This window comes from Rhodococcus sp. GXMU-t2271 (assembly GCF_041414735.1).
GTDB lineage: Bacteria > Actinomycetota > Actinomycetes > Mycobacteriales > Mycobacteriaceae > Rhodococcus > Rhodococcus indonesiensis.
The window spans coordinates 39,822-63,302 of record NZ_JAUIZP010000059.1 but is presented as its reverse complement, the minus strand read 5'-3'; the positions used below and the strand labels follow the sequence as shown (position 1 = coordinate 63,302).

Genomic DNA, 23,481 nt, shown 5'->3' with positions numbered 1-23,481 from the left:
CACTTGTCGGCACCCACTCATTGTGCGCGGCCGCCCGCCCGCAATCCAGATTCGCGAGCGGTTCAGGCGCTGGTGGCCAGCGCCGCTGCGAGCCCGAACGCGACGGACGTCGCGGCGACCTCGAGCACCGCGTTGCGCAGCGACACCTCCGCGGTGACCCGGTGCGCGGCCGCGGCCGGCACCCACGTCCGTCGCCACCACCACGCCAGCGCCAGCAGCGCCAGCAGGGTCAAGGCCTTGGCGAGCACGATGCGGCCGTAACCGGTGTCGATCAGGGCCTCGACCGAGCCGAGCCGAACGGCAGCGTCGACGACGCCCGTCGCGGCGAGCACGACGACGCATCGCGCCGCGAGCACCGAGTAGCGGGGGAGCAGCCGGGCCCACGCGCCGCGGGACCGGACCGTCAGGGCCAGCGCGACGAGGGTGCCGAGCCACAGCGCCGCAGCGAGCGCGTGCGCCGCGTCGAGCGGCGATCCGAGGATCTGCTGCGACATGTGCCCGGTGACCGGCCGGGCGATGAGCGCCAGCGCCGCGGCGACGAGGACCGGCACCGTCGACCACGTCGCCGACCGGCGATATGCGAGTGCCGCGACGACGGTGCACACCAGCACGCACACCAGCGCGGCCACCCCGATCCGGCCGGTGCCCGCGCTGCCGAGATACTCCGCGAAACGCGACAGCCCGAGCCGGGACACCGGGACGTTCGTCGTGTCCGCGGCCTGTTGCACGAGTTGCACGAGCTCCGTCAGGACCCAGATCCCGCCGAGCCCGGCGATCGCGCGCCAGAGGTCGGCCGGGGCGACTGGGGGCCGCCGCTCGTCGCGCACCATGACGCCGAGCGCGGCCAGGCCGAGCACCGTCGCGCCCAGGCACAGCGACAGCGCCCGGACCCAGCTCGACGCGGCCGGGTTCGCCAACAGCCAGCCGGCGACGACGCCCGCGGTGGCGCCGACGCCGGCGGTGAGCAGCCACGCGCGGTGCGCGGCGGTGCCGGTGCCGCTCGTCGTCAACGCTCGGCCACCGGCGTCAGGCCTTCTTCGGCTTGCGCAGCACGAACCACAGCACGCCGGCGAGGACGACGACGCCCACGACGACGAAGATCCACACGGCCGGGCCGCTGTCCTCGTCACTGTCGGACGCGGGCGCCGCGGCACCGGCGGCGGCCGCCGCACCGGGGGCGCCCGGGCCGTCCTGCGTGAGGGTGAAGACCTGGGTGCCGGTGACGGGATGCCCGTCCGCGGAGGTCACCCGGTAGGCGATGGTGTACTCGCCGGCCGGTCCGAGATCGCCGACCGCCACGGACACGGTGGCGTCCTCGACGAGGGGGTCGCCCTTGGACCACAGGTTGCCGTCCGGGCCGACGACGGTCAGGGCGGCGAAGGATTCCTGCAGGGCCTCGTTGAAGGTCAGGCTCACGCGTTCGGGGCCCTGGGCGATCTGCTCGCCCGGTGCGGGCGTGCTGGCGATGACGACCGAGTGGGCGGCGGCCGGCCCGGCAGCGAACAGCAACGCTGCCGCGACCGCGCCGAGGAGCCCGGCGAGCCGGGCGAGAACGAGTGGGGTCTGTCGCCGGCGTGCGGCGACCGTGTTCGGAATGTTCATGGATTTCTCTCTCCGGTGGGGTGGGTCGCGGTCATGCCGCGACCGGCGGCCCCCGCCGGGAGATGCCCGGTGCCGCCCGTGCTGCCGCGATCGACCGCGCCGTCGCGGGTGGCAGCAGCGTCCGAACCGCCTCGACGCGAGGAGGCGCGGTGAGCCACGCGGCCCGCACCGCCCGGGTCAGCGGCCCGCACAGGCGTTGCGCCGCCTCGAGCAGGACCGCGCACGCGACGACCGCGACGGTGTGCGCGGCAAGCATCGGCACCGACGTGTGCAGATGGCCCGTGGTCACCGCGGCCAGCACCAGGTGCGTCGCCACCTGCCCGCCCGCGAGCAGCACGATGGTGGGCACCGCGCGCAGGTGGGCCGCGACGAGCCCGACCCCGGCCGCGACGGCGACGAGCAGCGTCACCTCGGCATTGCCGGGCACGCCGCCGCCCGCGCTGCCGTGGGCGGCGACCGCCAGGGCGGCGGTCAGCGCTCCCGCGGCGGTGCCGCGCAGGGTCGAGCCGGGTGCCACGGTGGTCGTCGCTAGCGCACGCCGAGCCGGGCCAGCAGGTCGGCCTCGATGCCGTCCAGTTCCCGTGAGATGCCGGCGTGTGCGGCCTTGCGGCGCGGCGCCGGCATCTGCTCGGCCGCGTGCACCGCCGCCGTCAGGTCGCTGAGCCGGCCACGGATGGCGTCGGCGAACTTCTGGGTTTCGGCGTCCTTGGGGTGGCGCTCGAGGATCTCGGCGAGCGACTTCTCGGCCCCGGCGATGCGGGCGCTCAGGTGCGCGCCGTGCCCGGTGTACTCGCCGAGCTGGTCGACGGCGACGCCCATGCGCTGGGCGCGCGCGGCGTCGAGCTGGCCGCGCAGCGCGGTCACGCCCTGGTACACCAGCGGCACGAGGACCGGTGCGAGCAGTCGCACGACGGCGAGGTAGCGCCGGACCTTCGCCGCGGTGAAGCCCTTCTGCGTGGCGGCCTTCTCCTGTGCCTTGAGCGTGGCGATCTGCTGCTTCTCGACCCGGGACTGCGAGGCGATCAGCGCCTTGTCGGCCTTGACCTGCGCCTTGGCCGCCTTGATCTCGGCCTTCGCCAGGCGGCTGTCGCGCCTGCGCTGATTCTTCGCGTTGAGTTTGGCCTCGAGCTTCGCCTTGTGCTTGAGAGCCTTCGCCTCCGCCTTGCGGGTGGCGCGGCGCTTCCGCCTGCTGAACAACGCCATCGAACAGGACCCTCCATTCGGTGTACGGCGCCCACGGCGCCACGATCAGCCTATCCGTGACGGTCGTTTCCGGTTGATCCTAGGTGGGCGAATACTGTTCTTCACTGTGAACGTATCCAGCGAGAGGCGGACCTCGCCGGTCCTGATCGAGGCGAGCGCGCTGACCCGGTGCCGGCACCGTGTCCATCTGGACGCGGCTTTTCCGGACGCGTTGAGCGCGGCCCCGGAGCACCCGGGAGCCAAGCAGCGGCAGGAGGCGGCGGCCACGCACCGCGAGGCCGTGCGCCAGCGGCTGTTCGACGCGAACCCCGGCGAGTGGGTGTGGATCGATCCCGAGGGACCGGCGTCGCGGCGCGCCGAAGCCACCCTCGACGCGTGCCGTCGCGGCGTGAACCGGATCTGGGGCGCGGTCCTGCCGGCGGAACCCGACACCGGCCGGCGCGGCCGGGCCGAAATCCTGCTGCGCGACGTCGAGCGCGGCGGCTACATCCCGGTGATCGTGGTCAATCACAAGGTCACCGACCCGGGCCGCGGTGCGACGACCTCGGGGCTGTTCGTGTGGGAGCCGATGGTCGACGAGACCCGCAAGGTGCGCGGGCAGGTGCGCGACCAGATGCGGGTGGCCCACCTGTACCGGATGCTCGAGCGTCACGGGCTGGCCAGCCCCGCGCAGGTCGGGGGCGCCATCGGCTACGGCGGCGACTGCATCCTCGTGCACGACCTCGGCGCGATTCTCGAGGACTACGACACGCGGCTGGCCGACCGGCTCGCGATCGCCCGGGGCGAGACCCCGACGGAACCGTCGCAGATCGGGGAGTGCAAGACCTGCCCGTGGTGGCCACGGTGCCGCGAGCAACTGAGCGCGACGCACGACGTGTCCCTGGTGGCGCCGGGGCAACGCGCGACGGTGCTGCGCGAGCTGGGTGTGCACACGATCGACGAGCTGGCCCGCTGGGAGGGGGACCCGCCCGAGGTCTGGCCGCAGGGCTCGTTCGAGGACACCGTCGTGGTGGCCAAGGCGTGGCTGGCGGGTGCGCCGCTGGTGCGACGGCACGACCACGTGCACGTGCGACGGGCGGACATCGAGATCGACATCGACATGGAGAGCTACCACGAGCACGGCGCGTACCTGTGGGGCACGCTGCTCAACGTCGACGGGATCTCCGCGTACCGGGCGTTCGTCAGTTGGGATCCGGTGCCGACCGACGACGAGGCCCGCTCGTTCGCGGAGTTCTGGACGTGGCTGTCCGCGGAGCGCGCCGCCGCCGCGGCGAGCGGCAAAACCTTTGCAGCCTACTGCTATTCCCGTACCGCGGAGGACAAGTGGCTGCTCGGCTCGGCCCGCCGGTTCGCCGGCTTCCCGGGGGTGCCGACCGAGGCCGAGGTGCGCGAGTTCATCGACTCGCCGCAGTGGGTGGACATCTACCAGGTCGTCACCGATCAGTTCGTGTGCCCGAACGGCAAGGGGCTCAAGAAGATCGCGCCGATCGCGGGTCACCGCTGGCGCGACGAGGAGGCCGGCGGCGAGGCGTCGATGAGCTGGTACCGCGAGGCCGTCGGCTACGACGGGGATCCGGACCCGCAGCAGCGACGCCGGCTGCTCGAGTACAACGAGGACGACGTGATCGCCACGAAGGTGCTCCGCGAGTGGATGAGCGAGCGTGCGGTGCACGAGATCCCGCACATCTCGGACCTGTAGGTCACTGCCGCGGTGCGGCGCCAGGTCACTGCCGCGGTGCGGCGCCAGGTCACTGCCGCGGGGGCGGCACCGCCTCGGCGAGCCTGATCAGGGCGTCGACCACCGGTGGGCCGAACATCACGGGATCGTTGTGCTCGGCGCCCGGCAGGGCCACCTTCTCGACGAGCCGACGGGCGGCGGCGGCCACGGTTTCGCTCTGCCCGGGCGGGACGATCGTGTCCGCGGTCCCGTACACGACGGTGATCGGCACGTCGAGTCGCGCGACGGTCTCGGCGACCGGGAAGCGGTCCCACATGAGCGCGGTGGGCAGCAGCGGGTAGTGGTGCCGGCCGACGGTGGGCAGATCGACGAACGGCGAGCGCAGCAGCATGCCGGCGGGTGGATGCTCGGCGGCGAGACCGGTCACCACCCCGGTGCCCAGGCTCTCCCCGAGGTAGAGCAGCCGGTCCGGAGGGACGTTCTCGCGCTCGAGGAGGTACTGCCGGGCGGCGCGCACGTCGCGGGCGAGGCCGTCCTCGCTCGGGCGGCCGGGGTTGCCGCCGTAGCCGCGGTAGTCGAAGAGCAGGGTGTCGAAACCCGCCTGGGCGAGTGCCGTCGCCAGCGGAGCGCGGTCGAGGCGGTTGCCGCCGTTGCCCGAGGCGAGCAGCACCGTGAAGCCGCGCTCGGAGTTGCCGGCCGGGACGAACCAGGCGCCGAGTTCGAGCCCGTCGGAGGTCGTCAGCCGCACGTCGCGGGCTCCGGGGATCAGCGACTGCGCCGGCGGGGGCGGGGACCGGTCGGGCAGGTAGATCAGCCTGCGCTGCCCGAACCACAGCACCGAGGCGAGCACCGCGACGACCGCGACCACGAGCCATACCAGGCGCATGAGTTGCATGGTGTGTCCTTCGGGCGGCCCTGGCAACCCGAAGGACACACCGGCGGCGGAGCCGCCTACCGCGGCGCCATGCGCAGCGCGCCGTCCATGCGGATGGTCTCGCCGTTGAGGTAGTCGTGCTCGGCGATCATCTGCACCAGCTGGGCGTACTCGGCCGGCTGGGCGAGGCGGGACGGGAAGGGCACGCCCGCCTCGAGGCCCTTGCGGTACTCCTCGGTGACGCCGGCGAGCATCGGGGTGTCGACGATGCCGGGGGCGATGGTGTTGACCCGGATGCCGTACTGGGCCAGGTCGCGGGCCGCGGGGACGGTCATTCCGTGGACGCCGCCCTTGGAGGCCGAGTACGCGATCTGGCCGATCTGGCCCTCGAACGCGGCGACGGAGGCGGTGTTGACGATGACGCCGCGCTGGCCGTACTCGTCGACGGGCTCGGTCTTGGACATCGCGTCGGCTGCCAGGCGCAGCACGTTGAACGTGCCGAGCAGGTTGACGGTGATGACGGTGCGGAACAGCTCGAGGTCGTGCGGGCCGTTCTTCGACAGCACCCGGCCGGCCCAGCCGACGCCGGCGCAGTTGACGACGATGCGCAGCGGCACGCCCGAGGCGACGATCTGGTCGACGGCGGCCTGCACGTCCTCGGCGCTGGTGACGTCGGTGGCGATGAGGGTGACGCCGGCGGGCGCCTTGTCACCGACGCGTTCGATGGACTGTGCGAGGTCGAGACCGAAGACGGTCGCGCCGGCGTCGGCGAGACGCTGGGCGGTGGCTGCGCCGAGACCGGACGCCGCGCCGGTGACCAGTGCGGCGGTTCCCTGAATTTCCACTGCCGTGCTCCTTTCGTGGCGCCACCGTTCGGCGTGCGCCTTGTCGACGGTGGCACCTTAGCGCGCGCTAGCTCCGCTCGGTGCGCGGCGGCGGGCCGCATGCCGTCCTCTGGGGAGGGCGCGGACGTGGTTGCCGGTGCCGGTGGAGCCGCTCGACACCCGCCGGCGCGCAGAGCCGGAACCTACCGCCGGTCGCCACGTCCGAGGCGCATCGCGCCGATTCCGGCGGCGACGAGGCACGCCGCGGCGCCGAGCAGCAGCCCGGCCCGCCCGCCCCACTGCTCGCTGACCCACCCCGCGATCGGGCCGCCGACGGCGGTGGAGCCGAGGAAGGCCACGGCGAACAGCGCCATCACCCGCCCGCGCATGCCGGGGGCCGCGGCGAGCTGCAGGGAACTGTTGGTGGTGGCGGTGAACGCGACGCTGAGGACGCCGACCAGCACCATCGCGGCGAGCATGAGCTCGAGGGTGGGCGCTGCCGCGGCCGCGAGCAGCACCACGCCGAACACTGCGGAGGTGACCACCACAGCGGTCGTGCCGGTGCGACCCCAGGTGGCGACGGCGAGACCGCCGACGACGGCACCCGCACCCATCGCGGCGGTGAGGAATCCGTAGGTCTCGGCGCCGGCATCGAAGGTCTGTCGGGCGACGACGGGCAGCACCACTTGGAACTCGTACGCCAGGCAGCCCACCAGTGCCATCATCAGCAACGGAACCGCGAGAGCCGGGGTCTGCCGCACGTGCGCGAAGCCTTCGCGGAGCTGCCCGCGGGCACGGGCGGCGGGTGGCGACGGGCGCAGCAGGGACAGGTCCAGGCCCGCGAGCGAGGCGACGACGGCGACGAAGCTGAGCGCGTTGAGCAGGAAGCACACCCCGAGGCCGCCGACGGCGATGATCAGTCCCGCGACGGCCGGGCCGATCAGGCGCGCGACGGACGCCAGCACCGATTGCAGACTCACGGCGTTGCGCAGGTCCTCCGGCCCGACGAGCTCGAGCATGAACGACTGGCGGGCGGGGTTCTCGAAGCACTGCTCGAGGCCGAGGCCGACGGCGAGGACGTAGACGTGCCACAGCTGGACGGCGCCGGTGACGGTGAGCAGACCCAGGACGAGGGCCTGCACGCCCATCGCGGACTGCAGGCCGATCATGAGCCGGCGCTTGTCGACGCGGTCGGCGACCACACCGCCGTAGGGGCCGAGCAGCAGCATCGGCACGGTCTGCAGGGCCAGGACGAGGCCGATGGCCGTGCCGGAACCGGTGAGTTCGAGCACCAGCCAGGACTGGGCGACCGTCTGCATCCACGTGCCGATCAGGGAGATCGCCTGTCCGCTGATGTAGCGACGGAAGTTGGCGCCGCGGAAGGCGGCGAAGGTCTGTCCGCGCAGGTCGGCGAGGACGGTCATCGGCGTTCCTCTGCGGAGCGACGGCACATCTGCTCGGCGAGCGCTTCCAGCGCCGGCAGGGCGTCGTGCAGGGCGTGGAGCCGATCGGGGGACAGTTCCGCGAGGTGCTCGGTGAACACCGCGGTACGCATGCGACGCAGGTCGGCGAAGGTGCGGGCACCGGTGTCGGTGATGTGGGCGCGGACGACGCGCTTGTCGTCGGGATCGGGGGAGCGGGTGAGCAGCCCGGCGTCCTCGAGCTTGCCGAGCATCCGCGAGAGCATGGTGGGGTTGAGGCCCTCGATCTCGGCGAGTTCGCGCACGCCGACGGTCTCGCGGCGGGCGACGGTGGCGAGGATCGAGAACTGGGAGCGGGTGAGTCCACCCGCCCCGGTGGTGCGGCGGTCGACGCGGCGCGCGATGCGGCCGAGCGCCACGCGCAGGCGGTTGACGTCTTCTTCGTCGAAGCGATCGTGTGCGGTCGTGATGCCACCTCCATTTAGTTGCCTATCGGCAAGCATACTCCTGGGGAGGCGGCCGCGTAGGCGTCCGGGGTGCGCGCTCTACCGTTCGGCGGAGTCCGAGGGAACGGGGACCGGTCGAGCTTCGGCGCGGCGGCGCAGCAGGGCACGACCGGCCACGGCGGCGAGCGCGAGGGAGAACGTCGCACCGCCTGCGACGGGGCCGACGGGCGAGCCGGGGACCAGGCCCTCGCCGAGCATCCAGGCGCCGAACCCGAAGAACAGCGCCGCCGCCGCCAGCCGGATCGCGTTCTCCGGCAGGTGCCTGCCGAGGACGGCACCGAGGACGATGGCCAGGGCGTCGGCGGCCACCATGCCGACCGTCGAGCCGACCCACACGCCGGCCCAGTCGTTGTCCGCGGCCAGGGTGATGGTGGCGAGCATGGTCTTGTCGCCGAGTTCGGCGAGGAAGAAGGCCGACAGGACGGCCAGGAAGGCCGAGCGGGTGACGCGGGCGGCCTTACCCTGCTCGTCCTCGTCGAGGGAGTCGCCGCGCAGTGTCCACAGGCCGAAGAACAGGAAGGCCAGGCCGCCGACTACCGCCATGGCCGAGGTGGGGATCGCAAGACCCAGGTAGTGACCCACGGCGACGGAGACGAGGTGCACCGCGGTCGTGGCCGCGAGAATGCCGGACAGCACCACCCACCACCGGTAGCGAAGCGCGAACGTCATCGCCATGAGCTGCGACTTGTCGCCGAGCTCGGCCACGAACACCACGGCGAAACTCAGAACCAGGGCGGACCACATTCCGGGTTGCTCCTCCTCGTGTCGATGTGGAGGAGGTGGGGACCTTCCTCCGGCCGGGCGACGCGGATGCGTCACGGCCGAAGGTCTCGCCCACCGGTGCGGATTCCGGTTCGCCGGGCCGGGCTGAACGCCAGTATGTCGACCGGGCGATTGCGGGCTACTCCCCTTCGCTTAGGCAACCATAATTGGCACGGCGCGAAATCGCAAAGGCGCCAACAAGTTTGGTAACCCGAACTTTCGGCTGCGGGTACCGGTCAGGAGGCGAGCAGCATGGCCAGAACCGCGGTGTCGGGATCGCTGTTGGGGTCCACGCCGACCCGGCTGACCAGCGACGTCACCGTCCCGTCGGCCTCCGCCTCCACCCACGCGGCCCGGTGTTCGAGACCCAGGTGCGGCAGCCCCGGCAGCAGCACGCAGCCCGAGGCCGCCCCCGTGCACTCCGGCAGCGACGGCCGGGTCTCGGACGGCGGGTGGAGCACGATCAGGGCGGGCGGCTGATGCGCCGCGAACCGGCCCGGTTCCACCGCCTCGTCGCCGATCACCGGTCCCTCCGCGAGGACCAGGCCCACCGTGCCCGGCTCGGGGTCGTCCGGCAGCTCCTCGCGCACCCCGAACACCGTCGAGGTGGTCAGCAGGCCGGGCAGCGACGCCACCCGCACCGTCACCGCGAGCAACTGCGCCCACTCGCGCGTGCTCTCGGGCCACCGCCCCGACACCACGAATCCGCGCAGGGATCCTGCGGTGTGGAAGGCGGCGAGGCCGATCTGTTCGTTCCCGTTCATCCCGCTACCTCCTCGGTGTGACCACAGTCGATGACCGATACACGCCGTTGGGTAGGTGAAGAATGACCGTTTCGTCCGCTGGCACACAAGAGCCCCCGAGTGCCAGCTACGTCCGAGGCCCCTCGAACACGTGGAGGGGACGCCGGAATCCGGCGTCCCCTCCACGGCGTGCGACGCGACTAGACCAGCAGACCGGAGGTCTGGGTGCGGGCGCGCTCGAAACGGGCCTGCACGTCGGCCCAGTTGACGATGTTCCAGAATGCCTTGACGTAGTCGGCCTTGACGTTCTGGTACTGCAGGTAGAAGGCGTGCTCCCACATGTCGAGCATGAGCAGCGGGGTCAGGCCGATCGGGATGTTGCCCTGCTGGTCGTACAGCTGGACGATGATCAGGCGCTGGCCGATGGAGTCCCAGGCCAGGATGGACCAGCCGGAGCCCTGGATCGAGTTGGCGTTCGCCGAGAAGTGGTCGCGGAAGGCGTCGAAGGAACCGAACGCGTCGTCGATCGCGGCACCGAGCTCACCGTCCGGCTTGTCGCCACCCTCCGGCGACAGGTTCTTCCAGAAGACGGAGTGGTTGGTGTGGCCGCCGAGGTGGAAGGCCAGGTCCTTCTCCAGCTTGGTGGCCTGCGCCGCCATCGTGCCGTTCTCCCGCGCCTCCGCCATCTTCTCGAGGGCGGTGTTGGCGCCGGCAACGTAGGTCGCGTGATGCTTGCTGTGGTGCAGCTCCATGATCTTCGCCGAGATGTGCGGCTCGAGCGCGGCGTAGTCGTAGGGCAGGTCCGGAAGTGTGTACTCAGCCACGAAGGGTCCCTTCTGTTCGGGCCCGGTGGGGCCCGTGCGTGATTTTCAAGTACTCCTGGGTTTCCACCCAAACCCATAAGTACACCCTCTGCAAGATCGCCCCCGCAGCCGGTCGGCGCCGGGACATCGGGCGCCGCCACGTCGACCTGGAGCAGACGGGTCGTCTACCTGCGGAAACGCCGCGCAATTCGGCCGGCACGTGAACGCCCGCTTAACATCGGCGGGTGTTTCGGCCCTTCGCGAGCGACGGGACGCGCGATGCCCCGGCGCCGCGCGTGGACCTGCCGGGTGTGAACCTGCTCCGCACCATCGCGGTCCTGGCGGTGCTGTACTCGCACATCTCCTTCTATCTGATCGACGACCTCGGCACCGGCTGGTGGGTCATCGACGTCGTGTACCGGGTGTTCGTCGAGGGCGCGGGTCTCAACCAGCACCTGTCCTTCCTCGGCGTCGCGATGTTCATGACCCTGACCGGGCTGCTCATCACCCGCTCCGCCATCCGCGACGAACCGCGCCGCTTCCTCGTCGCCCGCAGCGCGCGGCTGATCCCGGCGTTCTGGGTTGCGATCCTGGTCGCGATCCTGCTGGTGCGGCTCGGGGTCAACGGCATGTTCAGCGGCCAGACCGGCGTCTCCGACGTCGAAGCCGTACTCAGCTTCTTCCTGGGCGGGTTCTTCCTGAAGCCCGAGGTGGCGGTGCTCGGGGTCACCTGGACCCTCGCCGTGCAGATCACCTTCTATCTGTACTGCGTGGCCGCCCAGCCGCTCCTGCGCACCCGGCCCATCGTCGTCCCCGTCCTCGGGGCAGTGGTGTGCATGCTGGTGCTGCTGTACAACCTGTACCTGCCCGAGCCGTACACCGTGCCGTTCCTGTCCAAGGTCGCGGCCACGATGCCGACCGTGTTCCTGGGTCAGATCGTGTACCTGGGCTGGGCACGGGCGACGTCCCGTCGCTGGCTGATCGTCGCGTTGCTCGCCCAGGTCCAGGTGATCCACCTGGCTACCGACTACCACGTGTACTGGGCCGGCAGCCGCTACCTGTGGACCATCGTCGTGGTCACCGCGTGCGTGGTGCTGGTCTCCCGCATCGACGGCCGCTTCGCCCGCTCGCGGGTGCTGCACTGGACCGCAACCCGCAGCTACGCGATCTACCTGGTGCACACGCTGGTGCTGTACCGGGTGTACGAGAACACGGTCGCCCACCTCGGGCGCACCGGGGCCGTGCTCGCCTTCCTGGTGGTGTGCGCGGCCGTCTCCGAACTGCTCTACCGCGGCGTCGAGGTGCCGGCCGCCCGCTGGATCAGCGCCCGGTGGCTCCCACCCCGCCCGTCGCCCCAGGTCACGGCCGAGGCAGAACCCATGGATAAGCCGCGCGCGTAACATCGAGGCATGTCCTGGTTCGACGACATCCTCGCCCGTGCGGGTTCGAAATCGGTGATGGTCGCGCAGGAGCAGGCGCTGCCCGGTCGCGCCGAGCCGCTGCCCGTCCCCGACACCCACTACGTGAACGGACACCGCCTCACTCCGCCGTTCCCCGACGGAATGCAGACCGCCGTCCTCGGGATGGGGTGCTTCTGGGGAGCCGAGAAGGAGTTCTGGCAGCTCGAGGGCGTGTACTCCACGGCCGCGGGATATGCCGGCGGATACACCCCGAACCCCACCTACGAGGAGGTCTGTTCGGGCCGGACCGGGCACACCGAGGTGGTGCTGGTGGTGTTCGATCCGAAGGTGATCTCCTACGAGGGCATCCTCAAGCAGTTCTGGGAGAACCACGATCCCACCCAGGGCATGCGGCAGGGCAACGACCACGGCACCCAGTACCGCTCGGCGATCTACACGTTCGACGAGGGACAGATCGAGATCGCCGAGGCCACCGCCGAGAGTTTCGGCGCCCGACTCGCCGCCGCCGGCTACGGCGCCGTGACGACCGAGATCGCGCCGCTCACGCAGTTCTACTACGCGGAGGACTACCACCAGCAGTACCTGGCGAAGAATCCGAACGGGTACTGCCCCGTCCACGCCACCGGGGTGAGCTGCCCGGTCGGGCTCGGCGCCTGACGGCAGCGTCCCGTCCCGGGCGGATCGGCCGCGGCGACGTCCGGAGCTTCTGTGACGTTGGCCGCGACACCTTGCAGTCCTTAGCTGTGCGTATCACTCTGGAGTGAGGGAGCTGTCGCGGGGGAGAGGATCGAGGCCGAGATGACGGGGAACACGAGCGAGTATCTGCGGGTTCTGCGGCGAGGGCTGCGGGGTCGCGACCCGCTGGTCCGGCGCACCGATCGTGTCGAGGCGCGACTCGCGGTCGCGGTGCTGGTTCTTCTCCTGGCGGCTATCCCCCTCGCGGGCTGGGTCGGCGCCCGCACCTGGGACACCCAGTCCGCCCTCGCCGTGCAGCAGACGGCCGAGCGCACCCTCGTGACGGCGACGACGCAGGCCCCGGCCGAGACCACGGACGTCACTGCCGGCGAACTCGCGATGACGGCCTCCGCGTCCGCACCCGCCACCTGGACGTGGCGCGACGAGAAGCGCCGGGGCGACGTGACCGTGGACTACGGCACACCGGCCGGCGCCGACGTGCAGGTCTGGGTCGATCCGAACGGCGAACAGGCTCTCGCGCCGCTGAGCGCGACGAGCGCGAAGATCTCCGCGATCCTGGTCGGGGTCGCCCTCTGGTGCGCCGCGGCCCTGCTCGCCGCCGCGGTGTTCGGCTACGGCCGGTGGCGGCTGGATCGCACCCGCCGCCGGGAGTGGAGCCGCGAGATCGCGGCCTTCCTCGGTTCCACCAGCAGCCACTGACCGAGCCGGTTCGTCACACCTCCGGCATGACCTCCCGCGCCACCAGTTCGAGGTGGTCGAGGTCGGCCAGGTCCAGCACCTGCAGGTAGATGCGCTGCGACCCGGCCTCGGCGTAGCGGCCGATCTTGTCGATCACCTCGGCGGGTGTGCCGGCGAGGCCGTTCTCCCGCAGCTCGTCCACCTCGCGTCCGATCCGGGCGGCGCGGCGGGCGATCTCTGCCTCGTCGCGACCGCAGCACAGCACGAGCGCGTTGGAGTACGTCAGTTCGGCGGGATCGCGGTCGGCCGCGCGGCACGCCTCCTGCACGCGCGCGAACTGGGCCGCGGTCGCCTCCGACGACTGGAACGGGATGTTGAATTCGTCCGCGTACCGGGCGGCGAGGGCCGGGGTGCGGCGTTTACCGCCACCACCGATCACGATCGGCGGACCGGAACGCTGGTGCGGCTTGGGCAGCGCCGGCGAATCGACGATGCGGTGGTGCGCTCCCTCGTACGAGAAGGTCTCACCCACGGGCGTCTGCCACAGGCCGGTGATCACGGCCAGGGACTCCTCCAGCTTGTCGAAGCGCTCCCCGAGCGAAGGGAACGGGATCCCGTAGGCGAGGTGCTCCTCCTCGTACCAGCCTGCGCCCAGTCCGAAGTCGACCCGGCCGCCGCTCATGGCGTCGACTTGAGCGACGGAGATCGCGAGGGGGCCGGGGTGCCGGAAGGTCGCGGAGGTCACCAGCGTGCCCAGCCGGATCGTGGAGGTCTCCCGCGCCAGGCCGGCCAGCGTGATCCAGGCATCGGTCGGACCGGGCAGGCCGGCGGAGTTCATCGCGAGGTAGTGGTCGGAACGGAAGAAGGCGCCGTAGCCGAGCCGCTCGGCCGTCTGCGCGACGACGAGCAGGTCCTCGTAGGTGGCACCCTGCTGAGGTTCGGTGAAGATCCGTAGTTCCATGCCGTCGATCATTTCAGTTCGACGAAGACGATGTGGGTCGGCGTCGCACCGGCGTTCTCGGCGGAACGGACCCGCACGGGAGCCGGCCGCACTCCTCGGGCGCAACCGATCCCGACGTTTCGTCCCCGAGGCCCTTTCGCCGCACCCGCGGATCCGCCGGGGAAGCGGACGACGCGGTCGATCTTCGCGCTGCTGTGCGTGGTGGTGCAGAAGATGTCTGTGGGGCAATGGATGACGTGGGTACGCCGTCGTCTCACGGCCGAAATGTTCCCGGAGTGAGGCGATGTGCCGCTGTGGAAACTGTGCCTTCTGTGGATGAAGCTGTGGAAACTGTGGATAACTCCCGCGCGGAGGCGATTTCACGCGAGGCCCGGGACCCGGCGAATCGGACGGGTTCCAGTTTCGGCGGGGCCGCGCGGGATGCCTGTGCTCGCTGCATACGCCCCAGCGGCGTGCCAGTATTGACGATGTGAGCTTCTCCGACGTGCCCACCGTCAACGTCTCGGACGTGCCGCCGATCGGCCCCGAGGTCGTACTGCTCGACGTACGCGAAACCGACGAATGGGATCTCGGGCATGCGCCCGGGGCCCTGCACATCCCCATGAGCGACGTTCCCGCCCGCCTGGACGAGATCGACATCGACGCCGAGGTGTACGTCGTGTGCCGGCAGGGCGGACGCTCCCTCGCCGTCGTCGAATACCTCGCCCACGTCGGCTACGAAGCTATTCAGGTCCACGGCGGAATGGTGTCCTGGCAGCAGAACGGACTACCCCTCACCGCCGACGGCGAGACCCCGGCGAAGATCTATTGATGGCTGCCTACCAGATCTGCGTCCGCTGCGGGCACCGCTGGCCCGTGTCCTGGCAGCCCCGGCAGTGGTGCCCGGGCTGCCGCGGCCTGTTGCTGTCGCCCGACGACACCGCCGCCCCCGTGCTGCCGGGGCGCCGCAACTTCCGCTGGGTCGCACGGCCGCCGCAGGCCCGGTCCGCCGCGGACGGCCACCGGCCCCGGCGCCGGTCCGCTGGACCGACCCCGCACTACCGCGAGGTGCCGCGCTGGGGCCTTGCCGACCCGCGTCCGGTCGACGAACCGGCGGAGCCGTCGCGGGAGGAGACCCTCGCCGACCTCGCCCCGACGCTCCTCGCGGGCGCGGCCGTCGTGTTCGGTCTCGCCGCAGTCGCCGAGGCCGTGCGGTACGGGCTGCTGCTGTACAACCGCACGCGCCTCGTCGACCCCCTCGCTCTCGCCGCCTCCGACGCCCTGGTGTGGGCAACCCAGCTGTGCGGACCCGCCGTCGCCCTCGCCGCGGGTGTCGCGGCGACGCTGCGCCTGATCCGGGTGCGGCGACGACTGTTCGCCGCCCGCGGGCTCACCGACCCGCGCAGCCGGCTGTCGCTGCTGCTCGGCTGCCTCGTGCCCGGAGTGAACCTCGTGCTGCCCGGCGTCTTTCTCACCGAGGTCACCGGGCCCGACGACCCGCGGCTACGACGAGCCGTGCGTACGTGGTGGGTGCTGTGGGTGCTCGGCGGCGTGCTGTTCGTCGTCAACGTGTTGTGGCGGCAGCGGGACGCCCTGCAGGCGCAGGCCGACGGCGTGCTGCTCGCCGCCGTGACCGCGGCCCTCGCCGCGACCGTCGCCGTCGCGGCCCTGCACGTCGTGCGGCTGTTCGACCACCACGATCTGCGCGGCCGTCCTCGTCGCCTGCCCCGGCACACCGTGGCGACCGGCCCGAAGTACGAGCCCATCGCTCCGATCGAACCGGTCGGCGCTCGCACCGACGAGGTGCCGGCCTCGTGACCGGGGGCCGGGAACCGCGGGTCGTCGCGCACCGGGGCGCGTCCGCCGCCAAGGCCGAGCACACCCTCGCCGCCTACGAACTGGCGCTGCAGGAAGGCGCCGACGGTCTCGAGTGCGACGTACGGCTGACCCGCGACGGGCATCTGGTGTGCATCCACGACCGCACCGTCGACCGGACCTCCACCGGCAGCGGCATGGTGAGCGAGATGACCCTCGCCCAGCTCGAGGAACTCGACTACGGCACCCCCGGCGAGCCGGCGCGGCTGCTGACGCTGCGGCAGCTGATCGAGCTGACGCTCGATTGGACCAGCCGGCCCGTCAAGCTGTTCGTCGAGACCAAACATCCCGTGCGCTACGGCGGTCTCGTGGAGGCGAAACTCCTCGCCGAGCTGGCCCGCTTCCGGCTCGCGACCCCCGCCTCCGCGGACTTCTCCCGCGTGGTCGTGATGTCGTTCTCCGCGGCCGCGGTGTGGCGGGTGCGCAGGTCCGCACCGCTGCTGCCGACGGTGCTGCTCGGCGAGACGTCGCGCTATCTCGGCGGCAGTGCCGCCACCACCGTCGGTGCCACCGCGATCGGCCCGTCGATCTTCACGCTGCGTCAGCATCCCGAACTCGTCGACAAGGCGGCTGCCGCGGGCCGCGCCACCTACTGCTGGACCGTCGACGATCCCGCCGACGTCGACCTGTGCCGCGACCTGGGCGTCGGCTGGGTGGCCACCAACCATCCGGGGCGCACCAAGCTTCTGCTCGGCGCCTCCCGCGGCGTGTAGTTTTGCGCCGTGGCCAAGAAGAGTAAGAGAAACAGCGGACCCAAGCCCGGCGGCAACCGCGCCGCGAAGCTCGAGCAGCGGCGGCTCGCCCGGGAGGCCGAGGCCGCCACGGTCACCCGGCCGTTCGAGGGTCTCGCCCTCGAATGCGACCTGGTGGCCCTGCGCGAATTCGTGCCGTCGGCGGTGTTCCCGTTGCCGACGACAACCCCCGGCCGGGTCGTCCGGGCGGCCACGGTGCTGCCCGGCGCCGTCGCCGCTCTCGTCCGCGAGGAAGGGGACGAGACCGCCGCGTACATCGGGCTGCAGCTCGCTGCCGCCGGCCCCGACCCGGCCGCCGAACTCGGCGCCGCGCTCGCGTGGGCCCGGGAGGCGGACGCCGGGTCGTCCCTCGCCGTCGCCGAACCCGGACCGGACCGGCCGCGCCTGCACGACCTGATCGACGTCGACGTCGTCCCGGAGATCACCGTGTACCGGGATTTCGACTGGTGGATCCCCGAGGGCGTCGAGGTCTCGCCCGACGTCGCGAACACCGTCCGGCACGCCAACGATGCGATCATGCCGTCCGCGCGGCTCGAGGGCGAAGGACTCGTCGCCGCGTGGTGGGTCGACGCCGGGGAGAAGGCGCACCTGCGCTGGGTGCGACCGGAGGACGAGGACGCGCTGATGGCCGCGCTCTCGCGCGTACACGCCGCGGGCGGGCTGCACCTGGGGGACGGTTCCCGGTTCGCCGGGTCGTTCCGCACCCACGGGCTGCTCGTGCCGGTGTTCGATCTCGATCCCGAGCGGCACCCGGACGAGTGGGTCGCACCCACCGCCGAGTTCGGTGCCCGGCTCGACGAGGCGCTGGCCGTGGACGCGCCGCTCACCGGCGCCGAACGGCGCTCGCGTGACGGCCTGCGCAGCCGTCAGGTCACTCTGCGCTGAGCGAGTTCCGGCGGCAGCGACCCGGCCGGCGCGGGTCACGACGGCGGCGTCAGCAACTCCGGTGAGATCTGCTCGTCCCGGGCCAGGGCGTCGAAGAACGGGACGGCTCGCGACCGATCCCACACGAGCACGTTGCCGATCCCGGAGACGTCCTCGAAGCCGCCGACCGGGACGGTGGCGGTCACCGTCTCGCCCCGCATCGCCCACCCGAGCCGGGCCAGGTGCCACATGTGGTCGCCCTCGTCGACCCGCAGGGAACCGGCGACCCCGGAGGCCAGCGACCACATCCGGACCGGGTTCAGCAGCGTGCTGAGACCGGTGGCCTTGCTGAGCAGGGCGGACATGAACAACCGCTGGTTGTTCATCCGGTCGAGGTCGGCCAGCGCCGTCGCGCGGGTACGCACGAAGCCGAGGGCTTGCGGACCGGTGAGTTCCTGGCATCCCGCCGGCAGGGAGATTCCCGCCAGCGGATCGTCGATGGCCTGCGGCAGGCACACGTCCACACCGCCGAGGTCGTCGACGATCGAGGCGAAGCCCCCGAACCCGATCTCGGCGTAGTGGTCGATGTGCACCCCGGTGGCGCCCTCGACGGTCTGCACCAGCAGCGACGGGCCACCCAGCGCGAACGACGCGTTCAGCTTGTCCTGGCCGTGGCCGGGGACCGGGACGTACGAATCGCGGGGGAGGGACACCATCGTGGTGGGCCCGCCACCGCTGGGCACATGGATCAGGATGACGGTGTCGGTGCGGTCCGGGCCGGTCTCCCCGCCCGTCGCGAGTTCCTGCTCCTGCTCCGCGCTGAGGCCGGTGCGACTGTCCGAGCCCACCAGCAGCCAGTTGGTCCCCGGGGTGTCGCCGATGCGGTCGGGGTAGTCGGCGAGCGCCTCGACGCGGGTGAGCTTGCCGTCGAGGTAGACGGCACCGGCGCCGACGAGGGCGATCAGCACGAGCACGACGATCGCGGCACGGCGCACGACGCGACGGGCGACGCCGGGCCGGCGGCGCGGGGCCGGTTCGGGCGCGGGCGGGGCGGGCCGGCGCCGCGGCGGGGGCGCCGACGGTGGGGGCGGCGCCGCGCGGCGCGGCTCGTCGTACCGCTCGGGAGTCTGGGTGGGCGCCCAGTCGCGCTGTTGCCTCGGCGGCGGTGGTGGTGGCGCCGGCCGCTGCTGCCGCGGCGGGGGCGCCGGCGGCCGGTACTGCGGGGTGGGCGCCTGCGACCAGGCCTGCTGCGGGCCGGGGGGACGTCCGTCGCGGCGGATGATCTGCGGTCCCTCCGGCGGTGGGGGCCGGTCCATCGGTGCCGGTCGGCGCGGCGGCGGCATCTGCGGAGGCTGCCGCGGCGGCCGGGGTCGAGGGTCGGGATGGTCGCCGTTCACGACCTCCCAATGTACGCAGGCCGGGTCAGGGCAGCCAGGACACGTGCCCGCGAAGTGCCTGGTAACCGACAAATGCGACGCTGTCGATCAGGGCGTGCGCCACCACCAGCGGCCACAGCTGCGACGTGCGCTGCCAGTACCGGCCGAACACCAGGCCCATCACGACGTTGCCGATCCCGCCTCCGACCCCTTGGTACAGGTGGTAGCTGCCGCGCAGCAGCGCCGACGCGAGCAGGGACGAGTTCTCCGACCAGCCGAGCTGCCGCAGCCGGGTGATCAGGTACGCGACGACGAGGACCTCCTCGGCGGCGGAGTTGGCGATCGCCCACAGCACCAGCGCCGACAGCCGCCACCAGTAGTCCTCGAGGGTGCTGGGTGCGACGGTGAGGTTGAGACCCACCGCGCGCGCCACCAGGTACAGGCCGAGGCCGGGGATCCCGATGAGCGCGGCGAGTCCCACTCCCGGCAGCAGGCCACGCCGGAACTGGTCGCGGGCGAAACCGATCGCCCTCGGGCCGATGCCGCTGCGCCAGAGCAGGTACACGCCCAGCGCCGCCCACGCCAGCAGCCGCACGATGCCGAGCAGCTGCCGGGCCAGGTCGATGAACTGCTGCGACGAGCGGGGAACGTTCAGCGCCACGGTCTGGTCGGACAGCGGCGCCGGCGCCAGCGCCGACTCGAGCAGCGACAGCATCGACGACAGGCCGCTCAGGCCGAACGTGACGAGCAGGACGATGGTGATCTCGATCCACAACGCGCGCCGGCCCGACGGGTCGAGGGGCTCGGCCGGTCGGCGCGGGGGCGGGGTCAGCCAGGTGCGGATCGTCACGGTCGCGATTGTGCCGGGTCGCCGCGGACCGCTCACCTCCTGATCGCGTCCCGGCGGGAGTCGAGGCCCGGCTTGCGGGAGATCGAGCGGGGCGATCTCCTCCGCCGTCCTCGGTGTGCGGAGGTAGGCGAGTATCTCCCGCTCCCGGGCGGACAGCCCGACGGCCGGGACCCCCGCAGCCGCGAGAATGACGAAAGACGTTCGCTCCGATAATCATTCGAATTCGGAGTCGGCGTCTATGCTGTCGCCATGTTGCTCATCGGAATCCTCGTGTTCGGGATGGTCGTCGGCGCCGCGGCCCAGTTGCTGCTGGGCAGGTCGACGGGAGGGATCAATTGGCCCCTCGCCTTCGCTGCCGGGCTCGCCGGGTCGTTCGTCGGCGGGCTGCTCGTCAGTCTTCTGGCCGGCGACGGACTGTCGCTACGGCCGAGCGGGATCATCGGCTCGCTCGTGGGGGCGCTGCTCGTCACGGGTGCGGTGGGCTGGTGGCGGGCGCGTTCCGCCACGCCGAAGCCTTGATCCGCGGAGCGGCCTGTCACCAGAAGTCGAGGGCTTCCGCGAGCGCGGTGGACTGGGCGTGGGTGGGCCGCTGCGCACCGTCGACGGTGTAGACGGTGGTGCCGACGGTCGCGACGACGAGTCCGTGCCGGGCGACGCCCATCGGCGGCAGCTCGGACCAGGTGCCGGTGGTCAGGTCGAACGCTTCGACGTCGGCGAGGACGCGGGTGGGTTCCTCGCCCCCGGCGGCGACGATGCGGCCGTCGAGATGGGTGACGCCGAGCCCGCCGCGCGGGGTAGGCATGTCGGGCAGGGCGGTCCAGGTGTCGGTGCCGGGGTCGTACCGCTCGACGGTGGCGACGTTCTTGTCGGCGGACAGGTCGCGGCCGCCCACCGCGTAGGCGTAGGTGCCGTCGGTGGTGGCGCCGAGATGCTCGCGTGGGGTGGGCAGGTCCGCGACGCTGCTCCAGCTGGTGCCGTCGTACACGTCGGTGGTGGTGAGGAGGGTGTCGTCGGCCTGCCCGCCGAACACGTAGATCCTGTCCCCGATGGTGACGGCGGCCCCGGCGGCCCGCGCCTGCGGCATGGCGGGCAGTTCGGTCCACTCCCCGCCGCGCAGCGCGAACACCCGATCGGACGGCTGGGCGGTGAGATCGGCGCCCTCGGGCACCCATCCGCCGAGCACCACGAGTTCGTCCGCGTATTCGACGGCCATCGCGTGGTTGAGCGGAAGGGGGAGGTCGGGTCCCACCTTCCAGGTGTCGATGGCCGGGTCGTAGCCCTCCACCCGGGCCGTGGATCCGTTGTTGTCGAGACCGCCGAGGACCCACACGGTGCCGTCGGCGACGGCGGACGCGGTCTGCTGGCGGGCGGTGGGGGCGTCGCGCAGCTGCCGCCACGCCGGGCCGGGCTGGACGCGGCGCGGCGGGATCTGCAGCGCCTCGGTGACGGAGGTCGACTCGGCGTGGGTGGGTTCGGTGGCGCCGTCGATGGCGTAGACGGTGTCGCCGACCGCACCGAGTGCCAGCCCGTGCCGCGGCGTCCGCAGATCCGGTAGCTCGGACCACGTCCCGGTGGTCAGGTCGAACGCCTCGACGTCGGCGAGGACACGGGTGGGTTCCTCGCCGCCGGCGGCGACGATGCGGCCGTCGATGTAGGTGGCGCCGAGCCCGCCGCGCGGGGTGGGCATGTCGGGCAGGGCGGTCCACGATCCGGTGGTGGGGTCGAAGCGTTCGACGGTGGCGACGTTCTTGTCGGCGGACAGGTCGCGGCCGCCGAGCGCATAGGCGTAGGTGCCGTCGGTCGCGGCTGCGAGGTGCTCGCGTGGGGTGGGGATGTCGGCGACCGTGCTCCAGGCGGTGCCGTCGAACACGTCGGTGGGCCGGATCAGGGTGTCGTCGGCCTGACCGCCGAAGACGTAGATCTTGTCCCCGATGGTGACGGCGGCCCCGGCGGCCCGGGCGCGGGGCATGGGCGGCATCTCCACCCATTCACCGTTGCGGACGGCGAAGACCCGGTTCGACGGGGTGGCGGTGAGGTCGGGCCCGTCCGGGATCCAGCCGCCGAGGACGACGGGCACGCCGTCCCACGTGACGGCCATCGCGTGGTTGAGCGGGATCGGCAGGTCCGGTCCAGCCTTCCAGGTGTCGATGGCCGGGTCGTAGCCCTCGTGGGCGGGCGACGCCCCGGAGTCGTCCAGGCCGCCGAACACCCACACGGTGCCGTCGGCGACGGTGGCGGCGGTCTGCTGGCGGGCGGTGGGTGCGTCGCGCAGCGGTCGCCACTCGGCAGTCGGGGCGACCTCGGTGGTCTCGCCTGCCGCGGCGGTCCCGGCGTCGCCGGCCTGCCGGGTCGCCACGTAGACGGCCGTGGCCGCGACGGCGAGCAGTGCGACGGCGAGCACGGCGAGGAGAACCGGTAGACGCACGGTCCGTCGCGCGGGGGACTCGCCCGGGCGGGGTGGACCGGACGGTGGCCGCGACCCGGATGTGGGCGGAGGACCGGAGGAGGGCGGGGGACCGGACGACGGTGGTGGACCGTTCGGGCGCGGTGGGGCGGACCCGGCGGAGACCGCGGTGACCGTGGCAGGCGCGGCTGTGCCGGACCCGGTACTGCCAGGCCCGGCTGGGTGGGGTCCGGCGAGGGGGTGCCGGCCCGTCGGCTGGTCGTGGAACCGCGACTCGCCCGGCAGGGCCATGTCGTCGACGTGGCGGCCGTGCCGGGCCTGGGTCTGCTGCAGCTCCCGGCCGAAGTCGGCGGCCGTGGCGGGCCGCCGGGCCGGATCCACCGACATGGCGTGCTCGATGGCGGTGCACACGTCGTCGGGGATGCCGTGGGGGCGCAGATCCGGGATGGGCTGGCTGGTGATGCGCAGGAACTGGGCGATGATCTCCTCACCCGTGCGTCGCTCGAACGCGGCGCGGCCGGTGATGAGGGCGAACAGGGCGGCGCCGAGGCCGTAGATGTCCGAGGCGGGGGTGGGTGGCTTGCCCTCGAGCACCTCGGGGGCGGTGAACGCGAGCGATCCGGTGAACGCGCCGGTGGCGGTTTCGAAACCGCCGGCGATGCGGGCGATGCCGAAGTCGGTGAGCTGTGGCTCGCCGTACTCGGTGACGAGGATGTTGGCGGGCTTGACGTCGCGGTGCAGGGTGCCGGCGCGGTGAGCGGTCTCGAGGGCGCCGGCGAGTTTGACCCCGACGCGGACGACGTCCCACCACGGCATCGGCCCGTCGCGGCGAACCCGCACCGCCAGCGAGTCGTTGGGGTGGTACGGCATCACGATGTAGGGCCTGCCGGTGGAGGTGACGCCCACCTGGAGGATGTTGACGATGTTCGGGTGGCCGGACAGTCCACCCATCGCGAACCCCTCGCGCAGGAACCGTTCGCGGTTCTCGGCGTCGAGGTCGGAGGAGAGCACCTTGATCGCGACGGTGCGTCCGAGGGAGCGTTGCCGGCATCGATAGACCACTCCGAAGCCGCCGCGGCCGACGACGAGGGCGTCGTCGAATCCCGCCGCGGCGAGTTCGGCCGCGATCCCCTGTCCCGCGGGGCGGGTGGCTTCCGGATCGAAATCGGCCATGGTTTGCGGCTTTCGACATGCGACGCACTGCTGACT

Annotated in this window: 24 protein-coding genes; 9 read left to right on the top strand and 15 right to left on the bottom strand. The window is 72.1% G+C overall.

Going from position 1 to position 23,481, the window contains the following annotated elements:
• Nucleotides 1-62: 62 nt before the first annotated feature.
• The 4 genes from QYS60_RS21080 to QYS60_RS21065 are packed head-to-tail and all read right to left on the bottom strand — an operon-like array spanning nucleotide 63 to nucleotide 2,805.
• Nucleotides 63-1,010 (bottom strand): CopD family protein, encoded by a 948-nt coding sequence (locus QYS60_RS21080; RefSeq protein ID WP_371384171.1) that lies wholly within the window; start codon nucleotides 1,008-1,010, stop codon nucleotides 63-65.
• A 16-nt stretch (nucleotides 1,011-1,026) separates the two neighbouring features.
• Entirely contained in the window at nucleotides 1,027-1,602 is a 576-nt protein-coding gene (locus tag QYS60_RS21075) for a copper resistance CopC family protein (protein WP_099528116.1), read from the bottom strand.
• Between the two features lie 31 nt (nucleotides 1,603-1,633).
• A complete protein-coding gene (locus QYS60_RS21070; protein WP_371384170.1) occupies nucleotides 1,634-2,119 on the bottom strand; it encodes a hypothetical protein in 486 nt (161 codons plus the stop codon).
• 11 nt (nucleotides 2,120-2,130) lie between these two features.
• Nucleotides 2,131-2,805, bottom strand: coding sequence for a DUF6474 family protein (locus QYS60_RS21065; protein ID WP_371384169.1), 675 nt, complete (start codon nucleotides 2,803-2,805; stop codon nucleotides 2,131-2,133).
• A gap of 106 nt (nucleotides 2,806-2,911) precedes the next feature.
• Here QYS60_RS21065 and QYS60_RS21060 point away from each other — a divergent pair, with 106 nt between their 5' ends.
• Nucleotides 2,912-4,504 (top strand): TM0106 family RecB-like putative nuclease, encoded by a 1,593-nt coding sequence (locus tag QYS60_RS21060; RefSeq protein WP_371384168.1) that lies wholly within the window; start codon nucleotides 2,912-2,914, stop codon nucleotides 4,502-4,504.
• Between the two features lie 49 nt (nucleotides 4,505-4,553).
• On the opposite strand, the gene QYS60_RS21055 is transcribed toward QYS60_RS21060, so the two are convergent.
• The 7 genes from QYS60_RS21055 to QYS60_RS21025 form a co-directional block, all read right to left on the bottom strand.
• Nucleotides 4,554-5,369, bottom strand: coding sequence for an alpha/beta hydrolase (locus QYS60_RS21055; protein WP_371384208.1), 816 nt, complete (start codon nucleotides 5,367-5,369; stop codon nucleotides 4,554-4,556).
• 65 nt (nucleotides 5,370-5,434) lie between these two features.
• On the bottom strand, nucleotides 5,435-6,202 hold the full coding sequence (locus QYS60_RS21050) for an SDR family NAD(P)-dependent oxidoreductase (RefSeq protein WP_003939392.1): 768 nt from the start codon (nucleotides 6,200-6,202) through the stop codon (nucleotides 5,435-5,437).
• Nucleotides 6,203-6,384: 182 nt separating this feature from the next.
• Nucleotides 6,385-7,605, bottom strand: a complete 1,221-nt coding sequence (locus QYS60_RS21045; RefSeq protein ID WP_371384167.1) for an MFS transporter — start codon at nucleotides 7,603-7,605, stop codon at nucleotides 6,385-6,387.
• Nucleotides 7,602-8,021, bottom strand: a complete 420-nt coding sequence (locus QYS60_RS21040) for a MarR family winged helix-turn-helix transcriptional regulator (RefSeq protein WP_003939394.1) — start codon at nucleotides 8,019-8,021, stop codon at nucleotides 7,602-7,604. The genes QYS60_RS21045 and QYS60_RS21040 overlap by 4 nt, the downstream gene beginning before the upstream one ends.
• Before the next feature lie 126 nt (nucleotides 8,022-8,147).
• Nucleotides 8,148-8,852, bottom strand: a complete 705-nt coding sequence (locus QYS60_RS21035; protein ID WP_371384166.1) for a TMEM165/GDT1 family protein — start codon at nucleotides 8,850-8,852, stop codon at nucleotides 8,148-8,150.
• 254 nt (nucleotides 8,853-9,106) lie between these two features.
• Nucleotides 9,107-9,634, bottom strand: a complete 528-nt coding sequence (locus QYS60_RS21030) for a hypothetical protein (RefSeq protein ID WP_003939396.1) — start codon at nucleotides 9,632-9,634, stop codon at nucleotides 9,107-9,109.
• Between the two features lie 179 nt (nucleotides 9,635-9,813).
• On the bottom strand, nucleotides 9,814-10,437 hold the full coding sequence (locus tag QYS60_RS21025; protein WP_003939397.1) for a superoxide dismutase: 624 nt from the start codon (nucleotides 10,435-10,437) through the stop codon (nucleotides 9,814-9,816).
• Nucleotides 10,438-10,712: 275 nt separating this feature from the next.
• Between QYS60_RS21025 and QYS60_RS21020 the strand changes: the two genes are divergently transcribed.
• From QYS60_RS21020 to QYS60_RS21010, 3 genes are all read left to right on the top strand, one after another.
• Nucleotides 10,713-11,816, top strand: a complete 1,104-nt coding sequence (locus QYS60_RS21020; protein ID WP_371384207.1) for an acyltransferase family protein — start codon at nucleotides 10,713-10,715, stop codon at nucleotides 11,814-11,816.
• Between the two features lie 9 nt (nucleotides 11,817-11,825).
• A complete protein-coding gene (msrA, locus tag QYS60_RS21015; protein WP_003939399.1) occupies nucleotides 11,826-12,494 on the top strand; it encodes a peptide-methionine (S)-S-oxide reductase MsrA in 669 nt (222 codons plus the stop codon).
• 141 nt (nucleotides 12,495-12,635) lie between these two features.
• The gene (locus QYS60_RS21010; protein ID WP_371384165.1) at nucleotides 12,636-13,232 is read left to right on the top strand and encodes a hypothetical protein; all 597 of its coding nucleotides are present in this window, start codon (nucleotides 12,636-12,638) and stop codon (nucleotides 13,230-13,232) included.
• Nucleotides 13,233-13,245: 13 nt separating this feature from the next.
• Here QYS60_RS21010 and QYS60_RS21005 read toward each other — a convergent pair whose 3' ends face one another.
• Nucleotides 13,246-14,172, bottom strand: coding sequence for an LLM class F420-dependent oxidoreductase (locus QYS60_RS21005; RefSeq protein WP_371384164.1), 927 nt, complete (start codon nucleotides 14,170-14,172; stop codon nucleotides 13,246-13,248).
• Between the two features lie 469 nt (nucleotides 14,173-14,641).
• Here QYS60_RS21005 and QYS60_RS21000 point away from each other — a divergent pair, with 469 nt between their 5' ends.
• From QYS60_RS21000 to QYS60_RS20985, 4 genes are read left to right on the top strand one after another with little or no spacing between them, the layout of a single operon-like run.
• Nucleotides 14,642-14,983, top strand: a complete 342-nt coding sequence (locus QYS60_RS21000) for a rhodanese-like domain-containing protein (RefSeq protein ID WP_003939402.1) — start codon at nucleotides 14,642-14,644, stop codon at nucleotides 14,981-14,983.
• On the top strand, nucleotides 14,983-15,969 hold the full coding sequence (locus QYS60_RS20995; protein ID WP_371384163.1) for a DUF4328 domain-containing protein: 987 nt from the start codon (nucleotides 14,983-14,985) through the stop codon (nucleotides 15,967-15,969). The genes QYS60_RS21000 and QYS60_RS20995 overlap by 1 nt, the downstream gene beginning before the upstream one ends.
• Complete coding sequence (locus tag QYS60_RS20990) at nucleotides 15,966-16,739, top strand: glycerophosphodiester phosphodiesterase (protein WP_003939404.1); 774 nt, start codon at nucleotides 15,966-15,968, stop codon at nucleotides 16,737-16,739. The genes QYS60_RS20995 and QYS60_RS20990 overlap by 4 nt, the downstream gene beginning before the upstream one ends.
• A 9-nt stretch (nucleotides 16,740-16,748) precedes the next feature.
• Complete coding sequence (locus QYS60_RS20985) at nucleotides 16,749-17,663, top strand: DUF5926 family protein (protein WP_371384162.1); 915 nt, start codon at nucleotides 16,749-16,751, stop codon at nucleotides 17,661-17,663.
• Between the two features lie 35 nt (nucleotides 17,664-17,698).
• Here the strand turns inward: QYS60_RS20985 and QYS60_RS20980 are convergent, their stop codons facing one another.
• Both QYS60_RS20980 and QYS60_RS20975 read right to left on the bottom strand, forming a co-directional pair.
• Nucleotides 17,699-18,985 carry an LCP family protein gene (locus tag QYS60_RS20980; RefSeq protein ID WP_371384161.1) on the bottom strand — a complete coding sequence of 429 codons (1,287 nt, stop codon included), beginning with the start codon at nucleotides 18,983-18,985 and terminating at the stop codon, nucleotides 17,699-17,701.
• Between the two features lie 79 nt (nucleotides 18,986-19,064).
• Nucleotides 19,065-19,868: a CPBP family intramembrane glutamic endopeptidase gene (locus tag QYS60_RS20975; protein ID WP_371384160.1), complete on the bottom strand. Its 804-nt coding sequence runs from the start codon at nucleotides 19,866-19,868 to the stop codon at nucleotides 19,065-19,067.
• Between the two features lie 249 nt (nucleotides 19,869-20,117).
• Between QYS60_RS20975 and QYS60_RS20970 the strand changes: the two genes are divergently transcribed.
• Nucleotides 20,118-20,387: a GlsB/YeaQ/YmgE family stress response membrane protein gene (locus QYS60_RS20970; protein ID WP_003939408.1), complete on the top strand. Its 270-nt coding sequence runs from the start codon at nucleotides 20,118-20,120 to the stop codon at nucleotides 20,385-20,387.
• Between the two features lie 16 nt (nucleotides 20,388-20,403).
• Here the strand turns inward: QYS60_RS20970 and QYS60_RS20965 are convergent, their stop codons facing one another.
• Nucleotides 20,404-23,445 carry a kelch repeat-containing protein gene (locus tag QYS60_RS20965; protein ID WP_371384159.1) on the bottom strand — a complete coding sequence of 1,014 codons (3,042 nt, stop codon included), beginning with the start codon at nucleotides 23,443-23,445 and terminating at the stop codon, nucleotides 20,404-20,406.
• Nucleotides 23,446-23,481: the final 36 nt, after the last annotated feature.

Coding starts and splice junctions, on each gene's coding strand:
- QYS60_RS21075 (WP_099528116.1), bottom strand. CDS start 1,602: ATGAACATTCCGAACACGGTCGCCGCACGCCGGCGACAGACCCCACTC.
- QYS60_RS21065 (WP_371384169.1), bottom strand. CDS start 2,805: ATGGCGTTGTTCAGCAGGCGGAAGCGCCGCGCCACCCGCAAGGCGGAG.
- QYS60_RS21055 (WP_371384208.1), bottom strand. CDS start 5,369: ATGCGCCTGGTATGGCTCGTGGTCGCGGTCGTCGCGGTGCTCGCCTCG.
- QYS60_RS21045 (WP_371384167.1), bottom strand. CDS start 7,605: ATGACCGTCCTCGCCGACCTGCGCGGACAGACCTTCGCCGCCTTCCGC.
- QYS60_RS21035 (WP_371384166.1), bottom strand. CDS start 8,852: ATGTGGTCCGCCCTGGTTCTGAGTTTCGCCGTGGTGTTCGTGGCCGAG.
- QYS60_RS21030 (WP_003939396.1), bottom strand. CDS start 9,634: ATGAACGGGAACGAACAGATCGGCCTCGCCGCCTTCCACACCGCAGGA.
- msrA (WP_003939399.1), top strand. CDS start 11,826: ATGTCCTGGTTCGACGACATCCTCGCCCGTGCGGGTTCGAAATCGGTG.
- QYS60_RS21010 (WP_371384165.1), top strand. CDS start 12,636: ATGACGGGGAACACGAGCGAGTATCTGCGGGTTCTGCGGCGAGGGCTG.
- QYS60_RS21005 (WP_371384164.1), bottom strand. CDS start 14,172: ATGGAACTACGGATCTTCACCGAACCTCAGCAGGGTGCCACCTACGAG.
- QYS60_RS20995 (WP_371384163.1), top strand. CDS start 14,983: ATGGCTGCCTACCAGATCTGCGTCCGCTGCGGGCACCGCTGGCCCGTG.
- QYS60_RS20980 (WP_371384161.1), bottom strand. CDS start 18,985: ATGCCGCCGCCGCGCCGACCGGCACCGATGGACCGGCCCCCACCGCCG.
- QYS60_RS20970 (WP_003939408.1), top strand. CDS start 20,118: ATGTTGCTCATCGGAATCCTCGTGTTCGGGATGGTCGTCGGCGCCGCG.
- QYS60_RS20965 (WP_371384159.1), bottom strand. CDS start 23,445: ATGGCCGATTTCGATCCGGAAGCCACCCGCCCCGCGGGACAGGGGATC.